Here is an 18,277-nt window from a genome sequence, read left to right as displayed (position 1 = left end):
CGGGAGGAATGGCCATGATAGAGGCTTTAGCCGTAATGCGCCTGGAAACGGAACGCCTGCTTATCCGCCCATATATCCAAAGCGATCTGCAGGAATCGTTCGAGCTGATGCAGGACCCGGAAGTGCTTACGTATATGCATATGGATGTCTTTTCCGCTGAGGAGTACCAAGGGGTTTTTGACTGGCTGATCAGCAGCTACAATACACCGTTTGATGAAGCTTTTAAATATTCGTTCGCCATCCGGTTAAAAGAATCCGGTGCATTCATCGGCTGGTGCGGTGCAGGCACACTCGATTTCAGCCCGCCTGACAAAGAGCTGTACTATCTGTTCGGAAGGGAGTATTGGGGCCGGGGGTATGCTGCTGAGGCGGCCGCGGCTATGGCGGAATATGCTTTCGGGGTAATCGGGCTGGACCGGTTATACGCCAAGGCTGACCCGCGGAATACGGCTTCTATTAAGATTCTTGGCAGACTCGGCTTCACATTGGACCGTGTGCTCGAAGGACTGACTGAAGATTACGCGGACTGTAACGGAGAAGAGATGTACGTGCTGACCAGAGAAACGATGACAAGAGGTGTTCACAATGACAAGCCGTTCTAGACGGTTAATCATCATCGACGGCATGCCGGGCTCCGGTAAAACAACCTGTGCCTCTCCCGTTGCAGAGCTGCTGACGTCCCGGGGAGTGGCCGGCAGGTGCATTTTGGAGCTGGAGGAGAACCATCCGCTGTTTATACGCGGGTATGAATTCACCTCCCTGGCGGATGAGGAGCAGGCGGAGATATTCACAACACAGCTTGAAGCTGTGTTCCGGAGATTTGTAGAGGAGCGGCTTGGAAGCGGTGATGAAGTAACGATTATTGAAAGTGTGCTGTTTCAGGATGCTATCAGCTATGCTCACCATATGGGGATGCCCTTAGCTATTCTGATGAAGCTAACCTCGTCGCTGCAGGAGATATTGGCTGCGCTGAACCCGGTGCTGATCTATATTTACCAGCTGGATGTGGAGGCCCAGTGGCGGTTTATCTGCAGCGTGCGCGGCAATGAATGGGGGCCCGTCTCGCTGCATACGGATGAGGATTTCCGGGAGGCGGCAGCATTATGGGGCGGCAGCCAGGCGTTCGTCCGGTCAGTGGTGGACGCATGGGATATTCCAAAGCTGATTATTGAGAATAAGGATTTCCGGTGGGCTGAATACACGGAGCGCGTCGGCGGGTTTGTGGAGAAGCTGGTTTTATAATTGTTGCTGAGCATTTCCGGGTTTCATTCTATGAATATACACTCCTGCGGTCCGGTGCAGGAGTGTTTTCTTTTTATAGAGATATGAATGATACAGGTTGTGGATATTACAAGCTCCTATGTAACAGCCTTCTTTGACCAGTATTTAAAAGGGGAGCCGCGGCGTCTGCTGGAAGGGCCTTCGCAGCGTTTTCCGGAGGTGAAATTCGACCAGGCCTATACGCAAAAAAGAGATTTTTAGGAGGAGCGGCTATGAAAGGGATGACCCGCGGGGAACTGGCAAAACGAACAGGAGTAAGTATGGCAACCCTCCGCTACTATGAAGAAAGTGGCATTCTGCCTGCCCCCGGGCGGGTAGCGAACGGTTACCGGATATACTCAGAAGATTATCTGGTGAAGCTGAAGTTCATAAAGGACACCAAATCTCTCGGTTATTCGCTGAAGGAAATCCGGGAGGTGCTGCAGATGCTCGGTTCAGAGATGGATGCCGAATCGCTGAAAGCGCGGGTCCGGAATAAAATCTCGGAAATTGATGAGCGGGTAGCAGCGATGCAGGCGATACAGCAGATGCTTGCCGGCTTGCTGGAAACACCGCAGGATGAGATCCGTGATTATTTACAATCTTTTCGCACAGAGCATAAGGAGCAGTCAGCTTGACAGAAGCTCATCCGCAGTAACCGGGAATAACGTTTTTACCATGCTGAGAATGGCTTTGGCATAATCCTGAATCTCCTTCTGGGCATCATGCTCCAGCCGCTGCTGCAGGAAGTGGGCGGCGGATTGCAGCGATGCCGTCCAGTACCAGCGGACATATAACCCGTAGGCCGGAAGAAACAGGCGTGCCTGCTCTGCACAGATTCCATCCGCGAGGGCGGCTTCGTATTTTTGCATACCCAGCTCAGTGTAATCCATCAGCTCTTTCGTATATTTCTCCCCAAGCTCCCAGGCAATCAGACTCCCGCTGCCCTGCTTGGAATTCTCCGGCGCACTCCGCCACTCACCGCCCGAAGGCAGATAAAAGGCCGGCTCCTCCGTAATATACCGGCGGCTGGATTCATTCCAGGCCTCCAGGCTGTCACCGGTACCCTCATAATGGGCAGAACCCACAACATATTTCCACCACTGTCTGGCGACCATCAGCGGCGCATAGATTTCGAACTGGATGACAGCATGTCTGAATGGTGAGGTATGGCCTTCCCGGGCCAGAAACCGGATCAGCCGGATATCCTTTTCGCTAAGCTCCTCCGATTGTTTGGCATAAGAAACCCGGGCTGCATTCACCACAGTCAGATCACTGCCCATATGATTGACCAGCCGGACATACCCCTTGTCGAGCACATTAATCAGCATGTTAACAAACCCCCATTAGAAATTAAGCCTCTGCTTTCTATTCAACCGCCAGGAATACTTTTCCTGCATATGGCTTTTTTGGTTTATCCGCAATGAGAGACCGTGGTATAATTTTCCTGTGTTTTTGTATCCGGGAGCTGGAGTGATCTAGATATGCGGCTTAGGCAGATGGCGGTAGCTTTTTTATTCAATGAAGCTCAGGATGTGCTGTTTCTGCAAAAAAAGACCGGCAGCCGTTTTCTCGGCGGGCATCTGGTTCCCGTTGGGGGCCACATTGAGGACGGGGAACATAACGATCCCCGGACTGCCTGTCTGCGTGAGATTATTGAGGAAACAGGACTTACCGGGCAGAATATCGGCGGCTTGACGCTCCGCTACATGATATACCGGCTTAGGGCCGGACAGGAAATTACTGTACAGTACATCTTTATGGGCATTGTTGCATCCGGAAGCCCGCTGGCTGCCGGTGAAGAAGGGGAACTGCTGTGGCTGGAAGCCGGTAAGCTTGGCGGCTTCCAGGTCACGGCGTCAACACGCGCGGTGCTGCAGCACTATTTTGAATCAGGAATACATAATGATTACATTTATACCGGTACGATGCACTCGATGCAGGGAGAGCCTGTGGTGAGCTGGAGTGTACTGGAAGACTGGGAGGGCTATTAATCTATGAGCCGTTACGTTTCAATACTGGGTGTGCCTTATTCTGATAAGTGGCTGCATAAGCATCGTCATGAGCTAGGCGGAGTAAGGCTTGCGTTCGGAGTTGGCGGCAGCCTGGACGTTATCTCGGGAAAGGTTAAGCCAGCTCCCGTTATCTGGAAAAAGCTCAATCTGGAGTGGGCCCACCGGCTGCTTTTTGCACCTGTCGCCAAAGGCCAGAAGTCTCGCTGGCGCAGACAGGCGGCGCTGCCTAAGTTCGTCTTCCGGACGATAATCCGCAAAGGGAACTGAGAGGGTACTGGGAGTCAGCTTATAAGTTAAGTGGAGGGGTTCATGAATAATGGAGGAGCGTAATGACCGGATTTTACAGCTGATTTCACTGATTTCTAAAGGGGCGTTGGAGTATGTGCAGTCCGCTTTTGAACGTAATGAAGTTACAGTGCTGTATTACGGGGAATCCGGGAGTAACCGGGGAGTGCTGTGTCTGGCGGAAGATGCCGGTTGTGTGATAGCCTACGCTGCATTCAGCCAGTGCGGGGAACCTGGCGTACTGCTGAATTTAATAGATGATAGAATTTCTCCCTATCTGGAACCGGGTAATCAACGGGAAATCTGCTTTAATGTATATGGAATCAACACGGAAATTATAGAGTTCGTAAGGAAGCTTGGCTTTGTGTCTGATTTGGAGGGCTATCAGCTGCAGTATATGGGCGGACTGCCGGATCAGGCTGACAGCCTGCTACTCCGTGAGCAGGGTTATATACCGGAGATGCTGGGTTCCTTTATTATTTTATTCGATACAGCTTATGAGCAGCTTTGTATGGATAACGGCTGGGAGACGGGCGGATACCACAGGCAAGCGCAATGGTTTGGACAGAGGCTTGAAGCATACGAAGCCGCAGGCCAGATCCGGTCATTTTGGCTTCAGGACAGATTGGCGGGTGCATACATTACAGAATGGAATTTTATCCGTGATCTTGTAGTAGCACCGCAGTTGCAGAACAGAGGGTACGGAACATTTATACTGAGCCGCTGCATAAGCAGTATGCTGAAACAGCCGGACACCGGACATATTTATCTGCGGGTAGCTGCCAGTAATGAGGGTGCTTTTCGATTCTATGAGCAGAATCAGTTTATAAGGATAGCAAGCTTTGCGGAACATACCTACCGCCGTCAGGAGCAGTAATAAGTACATAACAATTAAGGATGATTGCCATATGGAACTGATCGATAGCAGCAGAAGGATTGACCTGATCAAGGATACCGTCTATTGCTTCATTTCGCCTGAAGCCGAGGTGCTGGGTATAGAGAATATACCCATGAATCCGGGCTGCCGGGCTGTTGAACTGATGCGTAACCGGGTACGGCTGCAGTATGGAACAGGAACAAAGGGCAGCAGTGAACAAGAGGAAATTTATCTGGTAACCAAGCAGGCCACATTTGCAGAACGTTCGGCACTCTCACGCCTGTTCTCACAGGGAGCCAAGGTTCCGTTCAGCCTCTCAGGCCAGCCGTTATATGAAGGCCGCAGCCTGCTGTGCATTGAGGATGTGGACGGCCGGACAGATTACAGCAGACTGGATATGTCTGCTCTTCAGCAGAAGGAGACGGAGGCGCTGGCCTACATTCATTATGTGAATCTGGGATGTATATGCGACCTGCCATGGCTGCCCAGGGTGGATGAAGCTTATCTGGCGGAGGTTATTAATACTAGCTGGAGAATATCCTGGGAGCATGCCAGGCAGAATGCTGCTTTTACCGATACATTCGGGCGGGAGACTCTGTCAGCAATTGAGGAAATAGCAGGACGGATTGTAGAGGATATGATGCCGGTAGTTTGTGCCGCTCACACCTTTACGATGATCCATAATGATCTTAATCCGGGCAATGTTCTGGTGAAGGATAACAGGGATGTCTATTTCATTGACTGGGAAGAGGCGCGTTATGGCTCGCTGTTCATGGACATTCCCATGCGCTGCGGGACTCTTCAGCAGGCAGAGGAATACCGGAGGTATCTTGGTGTTCTCGGGTGTGATATTCCGCAGCAGGAATTCGCCGGACTGTTCCGGACAGCCTCCCGTTATCTGGGCCTCCGCTTCATGTGCTGGAACCTGGGAGTATGGCAGGAGAACGGGCAGGCGAGGGCCGATCTGGTCAAATATATGAGAATGGTGACCGATCCGTTGTACAGTGGACAAGGGTTCTAAATATCTAATGCTCCGGCATGAAGAAAAGAGGTCTTCAGTGATGTCTCAAAGCTTTCACGTTGAACTAAAAAAGGTAGTCGATCACTCCTATACGATCGAAATCGGCGAAATGCTGTTTCCGTCACTGATCCGTGACCTGCAGCAGGGGCTTGTTCCCGGTGCCAGTAAATTTGCTGTAATTACGGACTCCTCGGTAGAGCCGCTTTACGGGCGTCCGCTGCTGGAGCTTCTGCTGCAGAACGGCTTTGCGGCAGAGCTGTTCTCCTTCCCGTCCGGCGAGAAATCGAAGACCCGTGAGACCAAAGCGCGGCTCGAAGATGAGCTGCTGAGCCGCTCCTACGGGCGGGACTGCTGCATTATCGCCGTCGGCGGCGGGGCAGTTACCGATCTGGCCGGCTTCCTGGCCGGAACATTCGGGCGCGGGGTGCCGAGCCTGAACTATGCAACGACACTGCTGGGGGCAGCGGATGCCTCTGTCGGCGGTAAAACCGGAGTGAACACGCCGGTCTCCACCAACCTGATCGGCGTATTTCATCAGCCGCGCAAGGTATATATTGATCTGGCCGCCTGGCGTACACTTCCGGTCCGAGAGTTCTGCAGCGGCCTGGCAGAGACCATTAAGCATGCCTGTCTGGCGGACGCGGAATTTTTCCGTTATCTGGAGGATAACATCGGTAAGGTAGTATCGCCTGACGGTGAGCTGATCCTTGATCCTGAGACCTGTGAACAGATTGCCCTGCACAATTGCCGGATCAAATATGAGGTGGTCCAGCAGGATGAGCATGAGAGCAATCTGCGGCAGATATTGAACCTCGGCCATACAGCCGGACGGGCACTGGAGGCGGTCAGCGGTTATGAGCTGCTGCACGGTGAAGCCGTCTCCGTAGGACTGGTTATACAGGCGCGGCTTGGAGTGAAGCTGGGTTATATGACGGACGGGGAAGCGGAACGGGTTGTGAGCCTGCTGCAGCAGGCCGGTCTGCCGGCAGAGATTCCGGCCTCCATTACAAACCGAATGCTGGTTGACAAAATGTACACGGACAAGAAGGTGCGCAGCGGGCGGATCCGCTTTGTTTTTCAGGACGGGATCGGAGCGATGAAGACGTTTGCGGATGGTGCTTACTCAGTGCCGGTAGAAGAAGAGACGATTATGGCACTGCTGGAAGAAATTCGCGGCTAAAAGATGGAGCATCTCCTGAATCCGTCTCTGCTTACAGGGGTAAGTACTGGGTATAGAATAGGCAGGAGGGATCTATATGGGCAACCCGATTAAGGAATTCAAGAACAGCCTCGACGGGCTGAAAAAGTCACTGGATGGAGTGAAGCAGTCAGTAGACCGCCTGAAAGAACCGATGGACGAGGTAAAGGCGAATGTCCAGGAGACGCTGGATGAGGCCAAAAGCCGTAAGGACGGAATAAAAACGCAGGTTAAACGGATGAAGGCATCGGTGCAGGAGACCAAAGCGGTGCTGGGTGAGGTGAAGGATACCGTTGCTGCCGCCTCGGATGTTCTGTCTGCTCAGAAGCGTTATAAACGGCTGCTGGGCCGCAGGAAAAAAGCAGAAATTAACGGTTCGGCAGGATAATGCAGTTTTTGAAGTAATCAGGTAAACGGGAACTCTGGTACATCAGCAGGACATGATTGGGTAAATCGTCATCTTTGCCCGTTAGATTCACCGCACGCACTAACAATAGACGGTCATCCTGTTAATCAAAAGAGCAGCGGTTCGCAGATAATCAGATTGTCTGCGAACCGCTGCTCTTTATGGTTTGACGGGTCTATCGTCAGGAATGATCTGCTGCCAATCCCAAAATGAGATGCATTCTGTTCCTGCAGCTTAATTCGAGCCTGCCCCAGCGCCTGCCTCTGCATTGGTATTTGTCTGCGCACCTGTATCGTCCGGCACCGGATTCAAATCAGCCTCTGCGTCAGGTGTCATATTCAGCTCCGAATCCATCTCCGGGTCTGTGCCGGTGTCTGTATTCTTTGGCCTGACGTTTTCCAGCGAACCGATAACGAACACGGGAACATACTGCTCTCCGGTTTCTGTACCTGCATAGTCATATCTGTTCTGATACTGTCCGGTAATGACGGCAGTTCCCGTAATTGAGCCTGTATTACCTTGCAGTAAAAGATAACGGCCATCGGCAATGCCGACGCTCCGTCCGGAGCTATCAATGTACATTTCAGCGTTCATTGTGACATCTGAAAAAGGATACAGCTCCAGATCGTAAGCGGAGATAAGCGGGGGCGCTATCTGCACGATTCCGGCAAACTGGTAGGCGCCTTCACTCAGAGTATACACTCCGGTCTCACCGGCCACGCCGTCACCGGTATCTGCATTAGCTACGTGAATCGAGCCGTCCTCTGCCTGCAGTGCATAGCTGTCTCCGGCAAAAGAGAAGAGCATTGAAATACCCTCAGGCTTGATCTGATACGCTGTGAAGCCGGTTCGTCCGTCATCCCGGCTTCCCCGGGCTACCACAACCGGCACTTCAGCCACAGCAGCCAGCTGGTCGTCAAAGGAAATGCCGTTCAGCCTCGCGAATTCCGGAATAACGCCGCCTGCGCGCGTCGAAATGATTCCGTCCTCCTGCAGATATGCATAATGCAGCATGCCGCTGCTGTCTACTCCCGCTACAGCCACCTTAGCGCCATATCGCCCGGAAACGGAAGTTACAGATACATATCTTCCTTCCGCATCACCGCCCGGCAACAGACGGACAGGCTCAGCGGTATTCCAGGCCAGCTGTGCTGCGGCGATTTCGCCTGAAGTATCCTGCAGCGGAGTGAGGCTGCTGTACAGCTGAATCGCCTCAGCAAACTGCCCGTTCCGCACAAGCCGGGCGGCACCGGACAGCAGCTTGGATGTGCTTCGCTCAATAGATGCCAGCAGCTTGGACGACCCGGCAGCAAGCCCTGCTGACACAGCGTAGTTGCGGTAAGCAACGGCATGCCCGGCAAAAGCAGAATAATTGTCGCCCTCAAGGTCTTTGCCGATGATAAGACGTGCACTTTCTTCCGTCTGCTCCTGTACCCAGGGAGCCTTGTAGCCATGGCTATCATAGGCTCCACTCATCGATAAGGCGCTGTCGAGCATAGGCTGGAAGCTCCCGGCTGCTGCCAGCACCTTCAGCCTGGAAATGTCATGTGACTTGAAGCCGGCTGCCAGCAGCTCTGTCTTGGTGTCTGCGCCTCCATAATAAGCATCTGGAATCAGCAGCAGGTTCCATTTGTATGTATCACCGGTATCCTCACCGCTGCCGCCGGCTGCAAGCCCGGCAAGAAACTGGTCCTTGAACTGCTTAAATCCGCCTGTCAGCTGCCGGGAAATGCCTGAGTCCTCTGACAGCTGGCGATAATAGGATTCATAAGGGCCGCCGCTGATGAAATACTTGGCTTTCAGGCTGAGCAGGGAAGCATAGCTCTCCATAAAGCCTGCAAAATCCTTCGTAATAAGCTGATCTGCTGAGGTGCGGACCAGCGTATCCAGGCCGCTGCGAATCGCTGTAACCGGTGCCAGCTCCGTGAGCCGTGCAGCTATCTGTTCTTCTTTATAATGGATAGAATAATTATCCGCCGCCTGCCGGTACAGCCGCTCGGCCGCTATCAGGTCCCCGGCGGCGTACAGCCGCTCAGCCTCCTGCACCATCCGGAGCTTGTCTTCAATCCGCAGTCCCTTCGAAACGAGCAGCCCTGCCATGCAAATACACAGAATGATCATAATATTCCGCAGGGTTATGGCTTGTTTGAACGTCATAGTATAGTAGCCCCTTTTTTCAAAAATATATCATGCCTGAGTCTTACGGCACTCTATCTAAAAATCGGGGTCCCAGCGGTACTTTGCTTCCTTGACCTCGGCTATCCGCTGGTCGAGTCCGTTCCAGGCCTCATGCGGGCTGGCGGAAATCAGTCTGGACAGCCGCAGAAACCTGTCCTTGGGCAGCTCCTGTACATATCTTCCGATCATGCCGGAGTACAGCAGCGCGTTCCGTTTCAGACGGACTGCCGCTCCGGATACACCGGCCAGGATTTCTCTGCCCTTGTTCATTTCAAGAATCTGCACCTCATGATTCTTGATATAGCGTAGCGTGCGGTCCTTGATCAGCTCGGGCCGGACCCGGGCAATTTCGCCGATATATTCGGCAAGCAGCGGCTCGAAATCACGCAGCAGCAGCTGCTCAAGCTCCAGATTCATATCCTTGCGCAGCTGGAAGCCGTGCAGCAGGGCGACGCGCTGACGGGCGATCCGGTCGCCGCGCAGCAGGACAGATATTTCGCGCAGCTTCTCATAAGCGAGTACATCATCTTCACGTAAGACTGCAACGGCCTCCTGGCGGTTCAGCTCCAGCCCTTCCCGGATATGGTCGATATTCCGGCCGAGCAGCTCGTTTAAGGCAAAGAGGTTCTCATTCTGCCGGACCTTCCGCTGCATATAATAGAGGGCTGCAATCAGGACGGCCCCGCCGGCTCCGCTGAGCGCCATCTGCTGCAGGCTCTGCCCGAAATAGACCGCAGCAAGAGTAAGCAGCAGGAGCAGCAGCAGACGGGTATGCATCTTGCGCCCGGCGAGCGAAGCAGCCTGCCGGCCCACCGGTCTGAGCGCAGCGCGTCCGCATTTGCCGCAGCGCTCCTCACCGAGCGCAGTGTAATTGCCGCAGTGCCGGCAGACCCGCAGCTTGTCATAGGCGTAGCGCGGGGCTTTGAACGGCCGGAAGGTGACGGGTCGTTTCTTAGTCACGGGATGGAGTCCCTCCGTTCAGTGCGGCAAGCAGCCGCTCGTCAATATCATCACGGGTAAGCGGCCTGCGCCGCCTTGAAGCGTACAGTGAAATTTGAATGACGGCATATAGAAACGCAATGCCGAGAATGACGTATGAAATCATGGAACTCTTCCTTTCACGACAGGCTAAAGTTGAAGTTTACAATGTTTAATTATATCATAATGGCATGCTATTTACAGATTTTAGCTAACTGCTGCACTGTCCCTATTAACGAATATAACACAAGAGGAGCCATCTTTATGCTTCGTACACAGCTTTGCCCCAGAACAACCAAGAATATGCTGCAGAGGCTGATCCCGGTATTGCTGCTGATCCTGTGCCTTGCGGCATCACCCTTTGCAGCCCTCAAGGCCACGGCGGCCACGGCTGGTTCATCCGTATCAGCGGCGGGCCCGTCGCGGATTGACGCGGTGCTGCTGATTGATGTCAGCAACTCCATGAACAAGAGTGACAAGAACAATATCGCCGGTGAGGCGATGAAGATGTTTATAGATATGCTCTCCACACAAGGTGACAAGGTCGGCATTGTCGCCTACACCGACAAGGTGCAGCGCGAGAAGGCTTTGCTTGAGATCGGCTCAGCCGGCGACAAGCAGGACCTGAAGGATTTCATCGACGGGCTGAACCGCGGACCGTACACCGACATCGCTGTGGGTATGGAAGAAGCGGTTAAAGTTCTGCAGAACGGCAGTGATCCCAGCCATGAGCCGATGATTGTCATGCTGGCCGACGGTAACAATGATCTCGACGAAGCCTCGGGCCGGACGCAGAGCCAGTCTGACCAGGAGCTGTCTGCTGCGGTAGATGCAGCCAAGCAGAAGGGCTACCCGGTTTATACTATAGGGCTCAATGCTGATGGTAAGCTGAATAAGGATATTCTGGCCGGGCTGTCGGCCGAGACAGGCGGCAAATCGTTTACAACGAACTCCGCGGATGATCTGCCGCAGATTCTGAGTGAGATTTTTGCCAGCCACCTGAAGCTGAAGATTGTTCCGGTCCAGTCAATTACGGCAGACGGCAGCTTCCAGGAGGTTACGGTTAACGTTCCTAACAGCAGTGTGCTGGAAGCGAACATTTCAATTATGTCTGCACAGCCGGTGACGGCAAAGCTTACCGATCCGTCGGGCAAGGAGGTCGCGATCCCGTCAGATGATGTGCTGCTGTCCAAGTCGTCCACCTATAGCCTGATCAAGCTGCTGTCGCCGGAGCAGGGGGACTGGAAGCTGCAGGTGAAGGGCGTTCCCAAGGACAAAATCGACATTAATCTCGTATTCAACTATGATCTCGAGCTTAAGATAGAGCCGCTGCCGTCAGCAGTGTACAAGAAGGGCGATACCATCGACATCGTCTCCCACCTGTACAGCAACGGTGCTCAGGTAACACTCAGCAATTTATATCAAGATATGAATGCGGTGCTGCTCGTTACAGACCTCGATACGGGGACAGTAGAGGAGCTTCCGCTGGACAATTCGGGGCCGGAGTTCAAGGGCGCTTTTGAAATTAAAGAGAGCCATAACTATGAGCTGAAGGTCCGGGCGGAGGAGAGCAGCTTTTACCGTGAAAGTGATGTGCTCAAGATCGATGCCAAGACAGGGGCTGTAAGCACAGCGCCTGCATCCGGCAGCGGAACAACCGGGGAAGAGCCGCTTCAGCCACAGGAATCCTCGAACACCCTGTACTTTATCATCGGCGGCGTACTCCTGCTGCTCATTGCGGCGGCGGCTGTATATATGCTGCGCAAGCAGGCGAACCGCGGCTTTGTCGGTCAGATGGTTGTAGAGGTGCTGGACGGCAACACTGGTGAGAAGACGTATCCGCAGTACAAGAAGCTGTCCGGCTTCCGCGGCAAATTCACGCTGCATCAGCTGCTCCAGCTGGCTCCTGAACTGAAGGAGAGCGAGAAGGTCATATTCACTCCGGGCAAAAATGACCGGATGCTCCTGCGCAGCAGTGAAGGCATCACGGTAGAACGATCCGGGCGGGCGGCTGACGCTTCGCGCGGGCTGGAGCTAAAGAGCGGGGACCGCGTATCGGTGCCGCTGCAGACAGTAGACAAGACGATTCTGTTGGAGTTTTTAATATAGAGGGGGAGAACCTATGAAACCGGTAGTAAGAGAGCATATTCAGCAGCTAGACGTATCGCTTGGCGGGGGAATCGTCAGTGACAAGATCAGAGTGGATACCATTGATAATCCGATCCTGATCATCGGCCTCGGGGGTACGGGAATTGACGCCCTGCTGCGCCTGAAATATCAGATTAACCGCCGCTTTAAGCTGCCTGAGGACCCGATTTCCAAGAAGAAGCGCGATAAGCCGGACAACGTGGAGTTTCTGGCTTTTGAAACGAATGAACAGGACCGCGGCAAAAAATACAAAGGCATCGGCCTCGATCCGCAGAATGAATTCGTACTGCTTGCGAACGCGGAAATCGGCGGCCTGCTCCAGAACCGCAGCATCCTTGATCCCTACATTACCGATTGGCTGTCGCCGGAGCTGAGCATTACCGATGGCATGAACGGGGCTGCCGGTGTGCGCCAGGCCGGACGCCTGCTGCTGTTCACCAAGATCAACCAGGTTGTCGGCGCGATTGATAAGAAGATTAAGACGCTGTCGGTCGGCACCAACAAAAAGCTGATGGTGTTCCTGCTTACCGGTCTGTCCGGCGGGACAGGCAGCGGTGCTTTTCTCGATATCTCCTATATCGTGCGCGGGATTATTGAACGTGATTACGGAGCGGCGGGCATTGACCGGGTCAACACACTGGGCTACCTGTTCACACCGGACGTCAATCTGTCCAATAAAAGCCTTAGTGAGCACACCCGCGAATATATCCGCAAGAACGGCTATGCGGCGCTTAAAGAGCTGGATTACTGGATGAATGTGGACAGCCGGGGTGAGCGTTTCCGCCAGCAGTACGGCAATATTTTGACCGTGAATTCACCTTTGCCGCCATTTAACCTGTGCCATCTGATCTCCGCAACGAATACCGAGGGCAAGCTGCTGGAGAACGCCTATGACTACTGCATGAATGTAACAGCGGAGAACATCACGAACTTTATGGCCAGTGAGGAAAAAGCCTCCGGCGAGGAATTCGCCATCCACGACTATATCAGCAACATCCGGACCAACATCGCGCAGATGAACAAGGCATATCCGGCCAATTATGAATACAACATTATCGGGGCTTCGTCGGCCGTGCTGCCGATTGAAGAGATGACTACCTATCTGGCCTACCGCCTGTTCGACAAAATGGACAAGATGTTCCAGCAGGCTCCGGGCCAGGAGGATGTCGAGAAATTCGCCCGCAAGCTGGGCATCGACCTCGATACGATGATCAAAACCTTTGAATCCCGCGTACCTGAACCGCTGCCAGGCTATCAGAACAGCGAGCGGCTGAGCCACGCCAATGTTATTAAAAACCAGGTTGTCGATATGGATACCGAGCTGGAGCAGAGCTTCCTGTCCCGTGCGCGTGAAGAATATATCAAGGCCAAGAAGCAGCTGCCCGGCGAAATTACCGGACGGTTCGGCGAGGAGCTGGAGCGGATTTTCCTGCATCCGGAGCAGGGTCCGTTCTATGTGTCGCGGCTGCTCTATACCGAGAAGGGCTTCTGTATTCTGAAGCTGATCCAGTCCTATATCGAAGCGCTGCGCGAGAGCCTGCTGCGTCTGCCGCGTGATATCGAGACGGCCCAGGACAGTGCGGAAGAGAAGCTGGGCGATGCGCGGAGCGCTTTTGTATCCAAAGAGAAGAAGAAGAATGCCTATATTGAAGCTAAAATCAACGAGTACTGGCTGCATGCCGATGTTGAGCGGACGGAGCAGATGATCCAGTTCTACGAGGATCTGTTTGAGCTGCTGAATGAAGAAAACAGCCGGATTTACGGGGTGTTTACGGAGATTCTGAGCGCGCTGAGCACGATTTTTGAGAAGAATGGCAATATCCTGCTGAACGGTGATGAGCAGACCGACCACCGCGGCAACAAAACCTACTACTGGAATATCGTCAACGTGCCGGATATTGCGGCAAACATCTCCAAGCTGATGGACCAGAAGGACGGCGACGACCTGATCCGTGATTTTGCCCGTGAAATGCTGAAGCACTCCGGACGCTGGGTCAGAGAGCAGGAGATTGATATCGTCCGCTCCATTTCCGAATTCCTGACCGACAAGTTCGGGGATCTGATTACCCGTTCGATGGAAGACTTCCTGGTGATGAAGTACGGCCGCGAGGAGCCGCTGGACAAATTTGTGGAGCGGATTATTGCAGGACGGCTGGATGAGGATGCGGTGCCGATTTTCCATCTGAGCAACAGCTCGGGCAGCCTGCACTTCCCGTCATGGGGCTTCGTCTCTGTGCCGGTTAAAGCGCCGGGTATCCTGAAGGGAATCCGCAATTACCAGAACAACGCGCTTGGCAAATCGCAGTTTACGATCAAGGAGAGCGAGGTTAAGAACCGGATTTTCTGGCTTAACACCCGGAACGGTGTGCCGCTCTTTGTCTATACTCCGCTAAGAGTATATGAGGAAAACTACGAACGCACCATTCTGGATAAGGAAGGGATCGGCCGCCATCTGGTGATGACCGACAAGAACAACTGGACCTATCTGCCGTCGCCGATTCCTGAGAAATCATGGGGAGACACCTATGTAAACGCACGTGTGCGAGAATACAATGCCAGAGTCCGCGCTGACTTTACACAGGCGCTGGAGAGCGGCGTCATTACCGAAAAAGGCCTGGATGAAAATACAAGCAGCCGCTTCTCCGTCGTCTTCACCAAGCCGTTCGATCTGGATAAGCTGCTAAGCGGCTATGATCTTCAGCTTGGATCTTCCCGTCCGAACCTTGGCGAGGTGAAGAAGGCAGCCGATGAGCTGCGCTCGCTGCGTGAGAACGGGCTGGAGCGCGAAGCCGTGAAGGATATCTTCGGCAGTATCAATCAAGAGCTGGCTCAGGAGAACCTGATCCGTTCACCGCAGCTGATCAGCCGTGTACGCGAAGAGCTGGCTAAATATGAGGCGCTGGCAGCCAAGGCTGCTGAGCTGGATGCGCTGCTCCGCCAGTACCTTGATGAAGATAAATGGCTGGACCAGTTCATTGAAGCACTCTACACCGACACCATTGTCAAAAAAGGGGCGCTCTACGTCTACGACCGTGACGAGGAAGAGGATGCCTGGGAGCCGTTCGCTAATCTAATGAAGGAACGCAGCTATGTGGAATATGCCGTGTACCGGCATTTCCGCTCTCTGGATGAGAAGAGCCGCAGTGTGCTGCTGCGCAAAGCGGCGCGCCGTTCGGGGGAAATGACCGCAGCCGAGGATGTAACTCCGCTGCTCTATAAGCTGGAGGGGTTGTATGTCTCCTTCCTCGAAGCGCGGGACAGTCTGGAATATGAGCGGGTAGAGCATGCCGACGGCGATGAAATGTACGGCTTCTACAAGAGTCTGACCGGCAAGCTGGCCAGCATCCGCAGAAAGCTGAAGTAAGCCTATGATTAGAACAGAAGCACTGGTCTATGCAGAGCAATATGCGGCGCAGGAAGAGGCGCTGCACAGCAAGGGGGATGGACGCAGCAGCATCCATTACCCTGCGCTGTTTCTTTTCCTTGGCGACAAGGTATCTCCGGCCATTGAGCCGGTGCTTATGCGCTGCGAGCGCAAATGGGATAATGCCGCCGGAGTGCTGGCACTGCATGCCGGTAAGGAACAGCATGGTAAAGAGGGAGACAGCAAGGAGAGGGTCATGAGGATGGCTCTGCCGGATGCGGCAGAGCGTGATCCCCGGACAGTACGGCAGGATGTCTACCGGGAATTTCATGAGGACGGCCGTTATCTGGCCGGAATGAACCGGACGCTCCGGCGGATCGGTAACAGCATAGCGGACTATGGACGGCTGTATTCTTCCTTTGATGTAATCCATCTCTCCATCATTACGCGGGTCGATGACCCGCTTAATGTGCTGCTGCCTGAGGTTGCCCTGCTGGCCCGGGCGGTGCTCAGCCAGTCCTTCAAATCGGTGCAGACCGACCTGTACACGCTGATTAACGAGCGGGAGCAGGGGGATAACTTCGGATATTCCAGCTCGGTTGGGCTGGCTTTTCTGCGTGAACTGGACGGGATGCAGCAGCCGGACTATACGTTCAAAGCGCCGCTGCTGGTTACGGAGGACGGATTGTCGATTCCGGTGGCCCACGGCCCCTCCGCCCTGTTCGATCTGGTCTACCTGCTGTCGGACAAAAACGAACGGGGGATGACCCCGGTGAACGGGATGGAGGATAACTACGAGATCATTGCGCACATCAGCCTGCTTAAGAACCGTGTGCGCCCTTCCTCCGATCAGGCTTTCGGTCACGGCGGCTATAACAATATGACGTTCAAAAGCGGCATCCGCGGCAGCACCGGCCGGCAGGGTTATGCCTCCGCCGGATTCTCGGCGGTGCGCAGGCCGAGCAAGCCGGTTGCCGTGGCGGTGCTGTATCATGCCTTTCATATTCTGGCCGCGAAGCTGCAGACCGGCGGCGGCTGGAGCCTGCGCGACCGCCAGGCGCTGCTCGGCCTGACGCCGGAGGCACTGCGCGAGCGTGCCGCGGGGTTACTGCCGGATGAGGCGGGCATCGCCGAAATGACCGGGCTGATGAGCCACGGCCGCCCGTCCTACAGCGAGCTGAAGCCGCTCTCGCTGCGCGAGGCGGAAGCTTTGCTGTTCGGCGACGGCGGTGAGGCGTATTTCCGCAGCAACTTTGCGGATGGTTCCGCTGCGCGTGCTGCGGCTCTTGACCCTGCGCGCGAATGGGCCGCCGTACTGGCGGCTCAGGAGCAGGCCGCTCCGCCGGTGACGTTCTACCAGCTGGCGGAGTGGACGGCCGAGCAGGGCGAGGCCGGGGGCAGTGTGCTGAACGCGCTGCGTCAGCACATGGGCGGTTTGCGCTCGGCGCTGGCGGGTGCCGAGGAGGAGCTGGAGCAGCTCTACGCGCAGAGCGTGGAGCGCCAGCCGTTCCAGCGGGTGCCGCTGCTCGACAAGCGGACCGTGCGCAATTTCATTCATTATATGTTTGAGAGTATATATAGTAGGAAATACGAGATTCTCAGGCTGAAGCTGGAGCTGGACATTTCGCTCCGCTATGACGCTGCGCTGGAGCAGCTGCATGCAGAGAGCAGAGCCAAGGTGCAGACGATGCAGACGCTGGAAGAAGAGCTGCGCAGCCTTGCGCTGTCCGCCATCGGAAGGTCCGGTGAAGCGGTGGATCAGAATATCATGGAATATTACCGTACCGTGACCGCTGAGGTTATGCTGGATATCGAGACCCGGCGCGGGGCGGCTATCTTCTTCAGCGACCGCTTCATGGGCAGCATCTCGGAGCTGCTTCGCCAGGGCGGTCCGGCCGTTGTCCGCCGCCTGATTGAGGTGTGCAAAAGAGAGCTGCTGACAGCGGAGCCGTTCGCACTCCCCTTCGAGGAAGAGCTGCTGCGCCGGGCCAATGTTGCAGCGGCGTACGAGAACCGGGAGATTGTATCCAGGGAAGAGCTGTTCAAGCAGCTCTATCTGGGTCTTGAAGACGGCGCTGCCATCAACGTCCGCCTGTTCGAGTATACGCAGGAGCACCGCCATGAGGAGAAATACTTCTTCGGCGACAGCGGCTCCGAATTTCTGCGCTACGCGCTGAATGCTGACGGAACGACCCGGATTTACCGGCTGGGCGTTGTCCACGAGCAGCGCAGAAGCGGTGTGGAGAAGCTCAACCTGATGGGCGGCTTCCACCTGGAGGACCTGCTCTACTACCGCAACGGCAAGGTTTATTATGAAACCTATGTCCAGAACGGCTATAAGCTACATGGCGTGGATGAGGAGCGATTACCTGAGCTAAGATAAGTAATGAGTGCCGGGAAGCCGGGGTGCCGGAGAGTTAAGTGTGTTACTAAATTACTGAAATGCTCGGAGAGCCGAGGGTGTTGGTGGTGTTGCGCTGTGGGACTGTTCCGCTGTAGAGCTATTGCGCTAAGGGTATGTGTGACACTATTAAGCATGCTGAAGTG

The 18,277-nt window shown here is 54.5% G+C and carries 17 protein-coding genes; 13 read left to right on the top strand and 4 right to left on the bottom strand.

Going from position 1 to position 18,277, the window contains the following annotated elements; genetic code table 11:
• The first annotated feature begins 14 nt into the window (after positions 1 to 14).
• The 4 genes from BN3772_RS05705 (at position 15) to BN3772_RS05695 (ending at position 1,898) form a co-directional block, all read left to right on the top strand.
• A complete protein-coding gene (locus BN3772_RS05705) occupies positions 15 to 602 on the top strand; it encodes a GNAT family N-acetyltransferase (protein WP_042197658.1) in 588 nt (195 codons plus the stop codon).
• A complete protein-coding gene (locus BN3772_RS05700; protein ID WP_042197655.1) occupies positions 586 to 1,242 on the top strand; it encodes a P-loop NTPase family protein in 657 nt (218 codons plus the stop codon). The genes BN3772_RS05705 and BN3772_RS05700 overlap by 17 nt, the downstream gene beginning before the upstream one ends.
• Before the next feature lie 87 nt (positions 1,243 to 1,329).
• A complete protein-coding gene (locus tag BN3772_RS30530) occupies positions 1,330 to 1,482 on the top strand; it encodes a hypothetical protein (RefSeq protein ID WP_157643549.1) in 153 nt (50 codons plus the stop codon).
• Between the two features lie 11 nt (positions 1,483 to 1,493).
• On the top strand, positions 1,494 to 1,898 hold the full coding sequence (locus BN3772_RS05695; RefSeq protein WP_042197652.1) for a MerR family transcriptional regulator: 405 nt from the start codon (positions 1,494 to 1,496) through the stop codon (positions 1,896 to 1,898).
• Here BN3772_RS05695 and thyX read toward each other — a convergent pair.
• On the bottom strand, positions 1,890 to 2,591 hold the full coding sequence (gene thyX, locus BN3772_RS05690) for an FAD-dependent thymidylate synthase (RefSeq protein WP_042173106.1): 702 nt from the start codon (positions 2,589 to 2,591) through the stop codon (positions 1,890 to 1,892). The genes BN3772_RS05695 and thyX overlap by 9 nt on opposite strands.
• Before the next feature lie 153 nt (positions 2,592 to 2,744).
• Here thyX and BN3772_RS05685 point away from each other — a divergent pair, with 153 nt between their 5' ends.
• The 6 genes from BN3772_RS05685 to BN3772_RS05660 all read left to right on the top strand — a co-directional run bounded on the left by BN3772_RS05685 (position 2,745) and on the right by BN3772_RS05660 (position 7,044).
• Positions 2,745 to 3,254 carry an NUDIX hydrolase gene (locus tag BN3772_RS05685; protein WP_052380396.1) on the top strand — a complete coding sequence of 170 codons (510 nt, stop codon included), beginning with the start codon at positions 2,745 to 2,747 and terminating at the stop codon, positions 3,252 to 3,254.
• Between the two features lie 3 nt (positions 3,255 to 3,257).
• Positions 3,258 to 3,542 carry a WecB/TagA/CpsF family glycosyltransferase gene (locus BN3772_RS05680; RefSeq protein WP_042197649.1) on the top strand — a complete coding sequence of 95 codons (285 nt, stop codon included), beginning with the start codon at positions 3,258 to 3,260 and terminating at the stop codon, positions 3,540 to 3,542.
• Positions 3,543 to 3,591: 49 nt separating this feature from the next.
• A complete protein-coding gene (locus BN3772_RS05675; protein WP_042197646.1) occupies positions 3,592 to 4,437 on the top strand; it encodes a GNAT family N-acetyltransferase in 846 nt (281 codons plus the stop codon).
• A gap of 31 nt (positions 4,438 to 4,468) precedes the next feature.
• A complete protein-coding gene (locus tag BN3772_RS05670; protein WP_042197643.1) occupies positions 4,469 to 5,458 on the top strand; it encodes a phosphotransferase in 990 nt (329 codons plus the stop codon).
• 40 nt (positions 5,459 to 5,498) lie between these two features.
• Positions 5,499 to 6,638, top strand: coding sequence for a 3-dehydroquinate synthase (gene aroB / locus BN3772_RS05665; RefSeq protein WP_042197640.1), 1,140 nt, complete (start codon positions 5,499 to 5,501; stop codon positions 6,636 to 6,638).
• 76 nt (positions 6,639 to 6,714) lie between these two features.
• The gene (locus tag BN3772_RS05660) at positions 6,715 to 7,044 is read left to right on the top strand and encodes a DUF6468 domain-containing protein (RefSeq protein WP_042197637.1); all 330 of its coding nucleotides are present in this window, start codon (positions 6,715 to 6,717) and stop codon (positions 7,042 to 7,044) included.
• A 252-nt stretch (positions 7,045 to 7,296) separates the two neighbouring features.
• On the opposite strand, the gene BN3772_RS05655 is transcribed toward BN3772_RS05660, so the two are convergent.
• From BN3772_RS05655 to BN3772_RS30525, 3 genes are read right to left on the bottom strand one after another with little or no spacing between them, the layout of a single operon-like run.
• On the bottom strand, positions 7,297 to 9,219 hold the full coding sequence (locus tag BN3772_RS05655; protein WP_042197634.1) for a hypothetical protein: 1,923 nt from the start codon (positions 9,217 to 9,219) through the stop codon (positions 7,297 to 7,299).
• Positions 9,220 to 9,276: 57 nt separating this feature from the next.
• Positions 9,277 to 10,200, bottom strand: coding sequence for a hypothetical protein (locus tag BN3772_RS05650; RefSeq protein WP_042197631.1), 924 nt, complete (start codon positions 10,198 to 10,200; stop codon positions 9,277 to 9,279).
• Positions 10,193 to 10,345: a hypothetical protein gene (locus BN3772_RS30525; RefSeq protein ID WP_157643548.1), complete on the bottom strand. Its 153-nt coding sequence runs from the start codon at positions 10,343 to 10,345 to the stop codon at positions 10,193 to 10,195. The genes BN3772_RS05650 and BN3772_RS30525 overlap by 8 nt, the downstream gene beginning before the upstream one ends.
• 137 nt (positions 10,346 to 10,482) lie before the next feature.
• On the opposite strand from BN3772_RS30525, the gene BN3772_RS05645 reads away from it, so the two are divergent.
• The 3 genes from BN3772_RS05645 to BN3772_RS05635 are packed head-to-tail and all read left to right on the top strand — an operon-like array spanning position 10,483 to position 18,113.
• The gene (locus tag BN3772_RS05645; protein WP_052380395.1) at positions 10,483 to 12,327 is read left to right on the top strand and encodes a VWA domain-containing protein; all 1,845 of its coding nucleotides are present in this window, start codon (positions 10,483 to 10,485) and stop codon (positions 12,325 to 12,327) included.
• Between the two features lie 13 nt (positions 12,328 to 12,340).
• On the top strand, positions 12,341 to 15,730 hold the full coding sequence (locus tag BN3772_RS05640) for a tubulin-like doman-containing protein (protein ID WP_042197628.1): 3,390 nt from the start codon (positions 12,341 to 12,343) through the stop codon (positions 15,728 to 15,730).
• 4 nt (positions 15,731 to 15,734) lie between these two features.
• Positions 15,735 to 18,113 (top strand): transcription initiation factor TFIID, encoded by a 2,379-nt coding sequence (locus BN3772_RS05635; protein ID WP_042197625.1) that lies wholly within the window; start codon positions 15,735 to 15,737, stop codon positions 18,111 to 18,113.
• The last annotated feature ends 164 nt before the right edge of the window (positions 18,114 to 18,277 follow it).

The organism is Paenibacillus camerounensis (assembly GCF_000723885.1).
Taxonomy (GTDB): domain Bacteria; phylum Bacillota; class Bacilli; order Paenibacillales; family Paenibacillaceae; genus Paenibacillus_AQ; species Paenibacillus_AQ camerounensis.
This window is presented reverse-complemented; position numbering and strand designations above follow the sequence as displayed.

Excerpts from the sequence above, each read along its gene's own strand:
- BN3772_RS05675 (WP_042197646.1), top strand. The coding sequence starts at position 3,592 with ATGGAGGAGCGTAATGACCGGATTTTACAGCTGATTTCACTGATTTCT.
- thyX (WP_042173106.1), bottom strand. The coding sequence starts at position 2,591 with ATGCTGATTAATGTGCTCGACAAGGGGTATGTCCGGCTGGTCAATCAT.
- BN3772_RS05680 (WP_042197649.1), top strand. The coding sequence starts at position 3,258 with ATGAGCCGTTACGTTTCAATACTGGGTGTGCCTTATTCTGATAAGTGG.
- BN3772_RS05645 (WP_052380395.1), top strand. The coding sequence starts at position 10,483 with ATGCTTCGTACACAGCTTTGCCCCAGAACAACCAAGAATATGCTGCAG.
- BN3772_RS05635 (WP_042197625.1), top strand. The coding sequence starts at position 15,735 with ATGATTAGAACAGAAGCACTGGTCTATGCAGAGCAATATGCGGCGCAG.
- BN3772_RS30530 (WP_157643549.1), top strand. The coding sequence starts at position 1,330 with ATGATACAGGTTGTGGATATTACAAGCTCCTATGTAACAGCCTTCTTT.
- BN3772_RS05640 (WP_042197628.1), top strand. The coding sequence starts at position 12,341 with ATGAAACCGGTAGTAAGAGAGCATATTCAGCAGCTAGACGTATCGCTT.
- BN3772_RS05705 (WP_042197658.1), top strand. The coding sequence starts at position 15 with ATGATAGAGGCTTTAGCCGTAATGCGCCTGGAAACGGAACGCCTGCTT.
- BN3772_RS05685 (WP_052380396.1), top strand. The coding sequence starts at position 2,745 with ATGCGGCTTAGGCAGATGGCGGTAGCTTTTTTATTCAATGAAGCTCAG.
- BN3772_RS05670 (WP_042197643.1), top strand. The coding sequence starts at position 4,469 with ATGGAACTGATCGATAGCAGCAGAAGGATTGACCTGATCAAGGATACC.
- BN3772_RS05695 (WP_042197652.1), top strand. The coding sequence starts at position 1,494 with ATGAAAGGGATGACCCGCGGGGAACTGGCAAAACGAACAGGAGTAAGT.
- aroB (WP_042197640.1), top strand. The coding sequence starts at position 5,499 with ATGTCTCAAAGCTTTCACGTTGAACTAAAAAAGGTAGTCGATCACTCC.
- BN3772_RS05660 (WP_042197637.1), top strand. The coding sequence starts at position 6,715 with ATGGGCAACCCGATTAAGGAATTCAAGAACAGCCTCGACGGGCTGAAA.
- BN3772_RS30525 (WP_157643548.1), bottom strand. The coding sequence starts at position 10,345 with ATGATTTCATACGTCATTCTCGGCATTGCGTTTCTATATGCCGTCATT.
- BN3772_RS05655 (WP_042197634.1), bottom strand. The coding sequence starts at position 9,219 with ATGACGTTCAAACAAGCCATAACCCTGCGGAATATTATGATCATTCTG.
- BN3772_RS05700 (WP_042197655.1), top strand. The coding sequence starts at position 586 with ATGACAAGCCGTTCTAGACGGTTAATCATCATCGACGGCATGCCGGGC.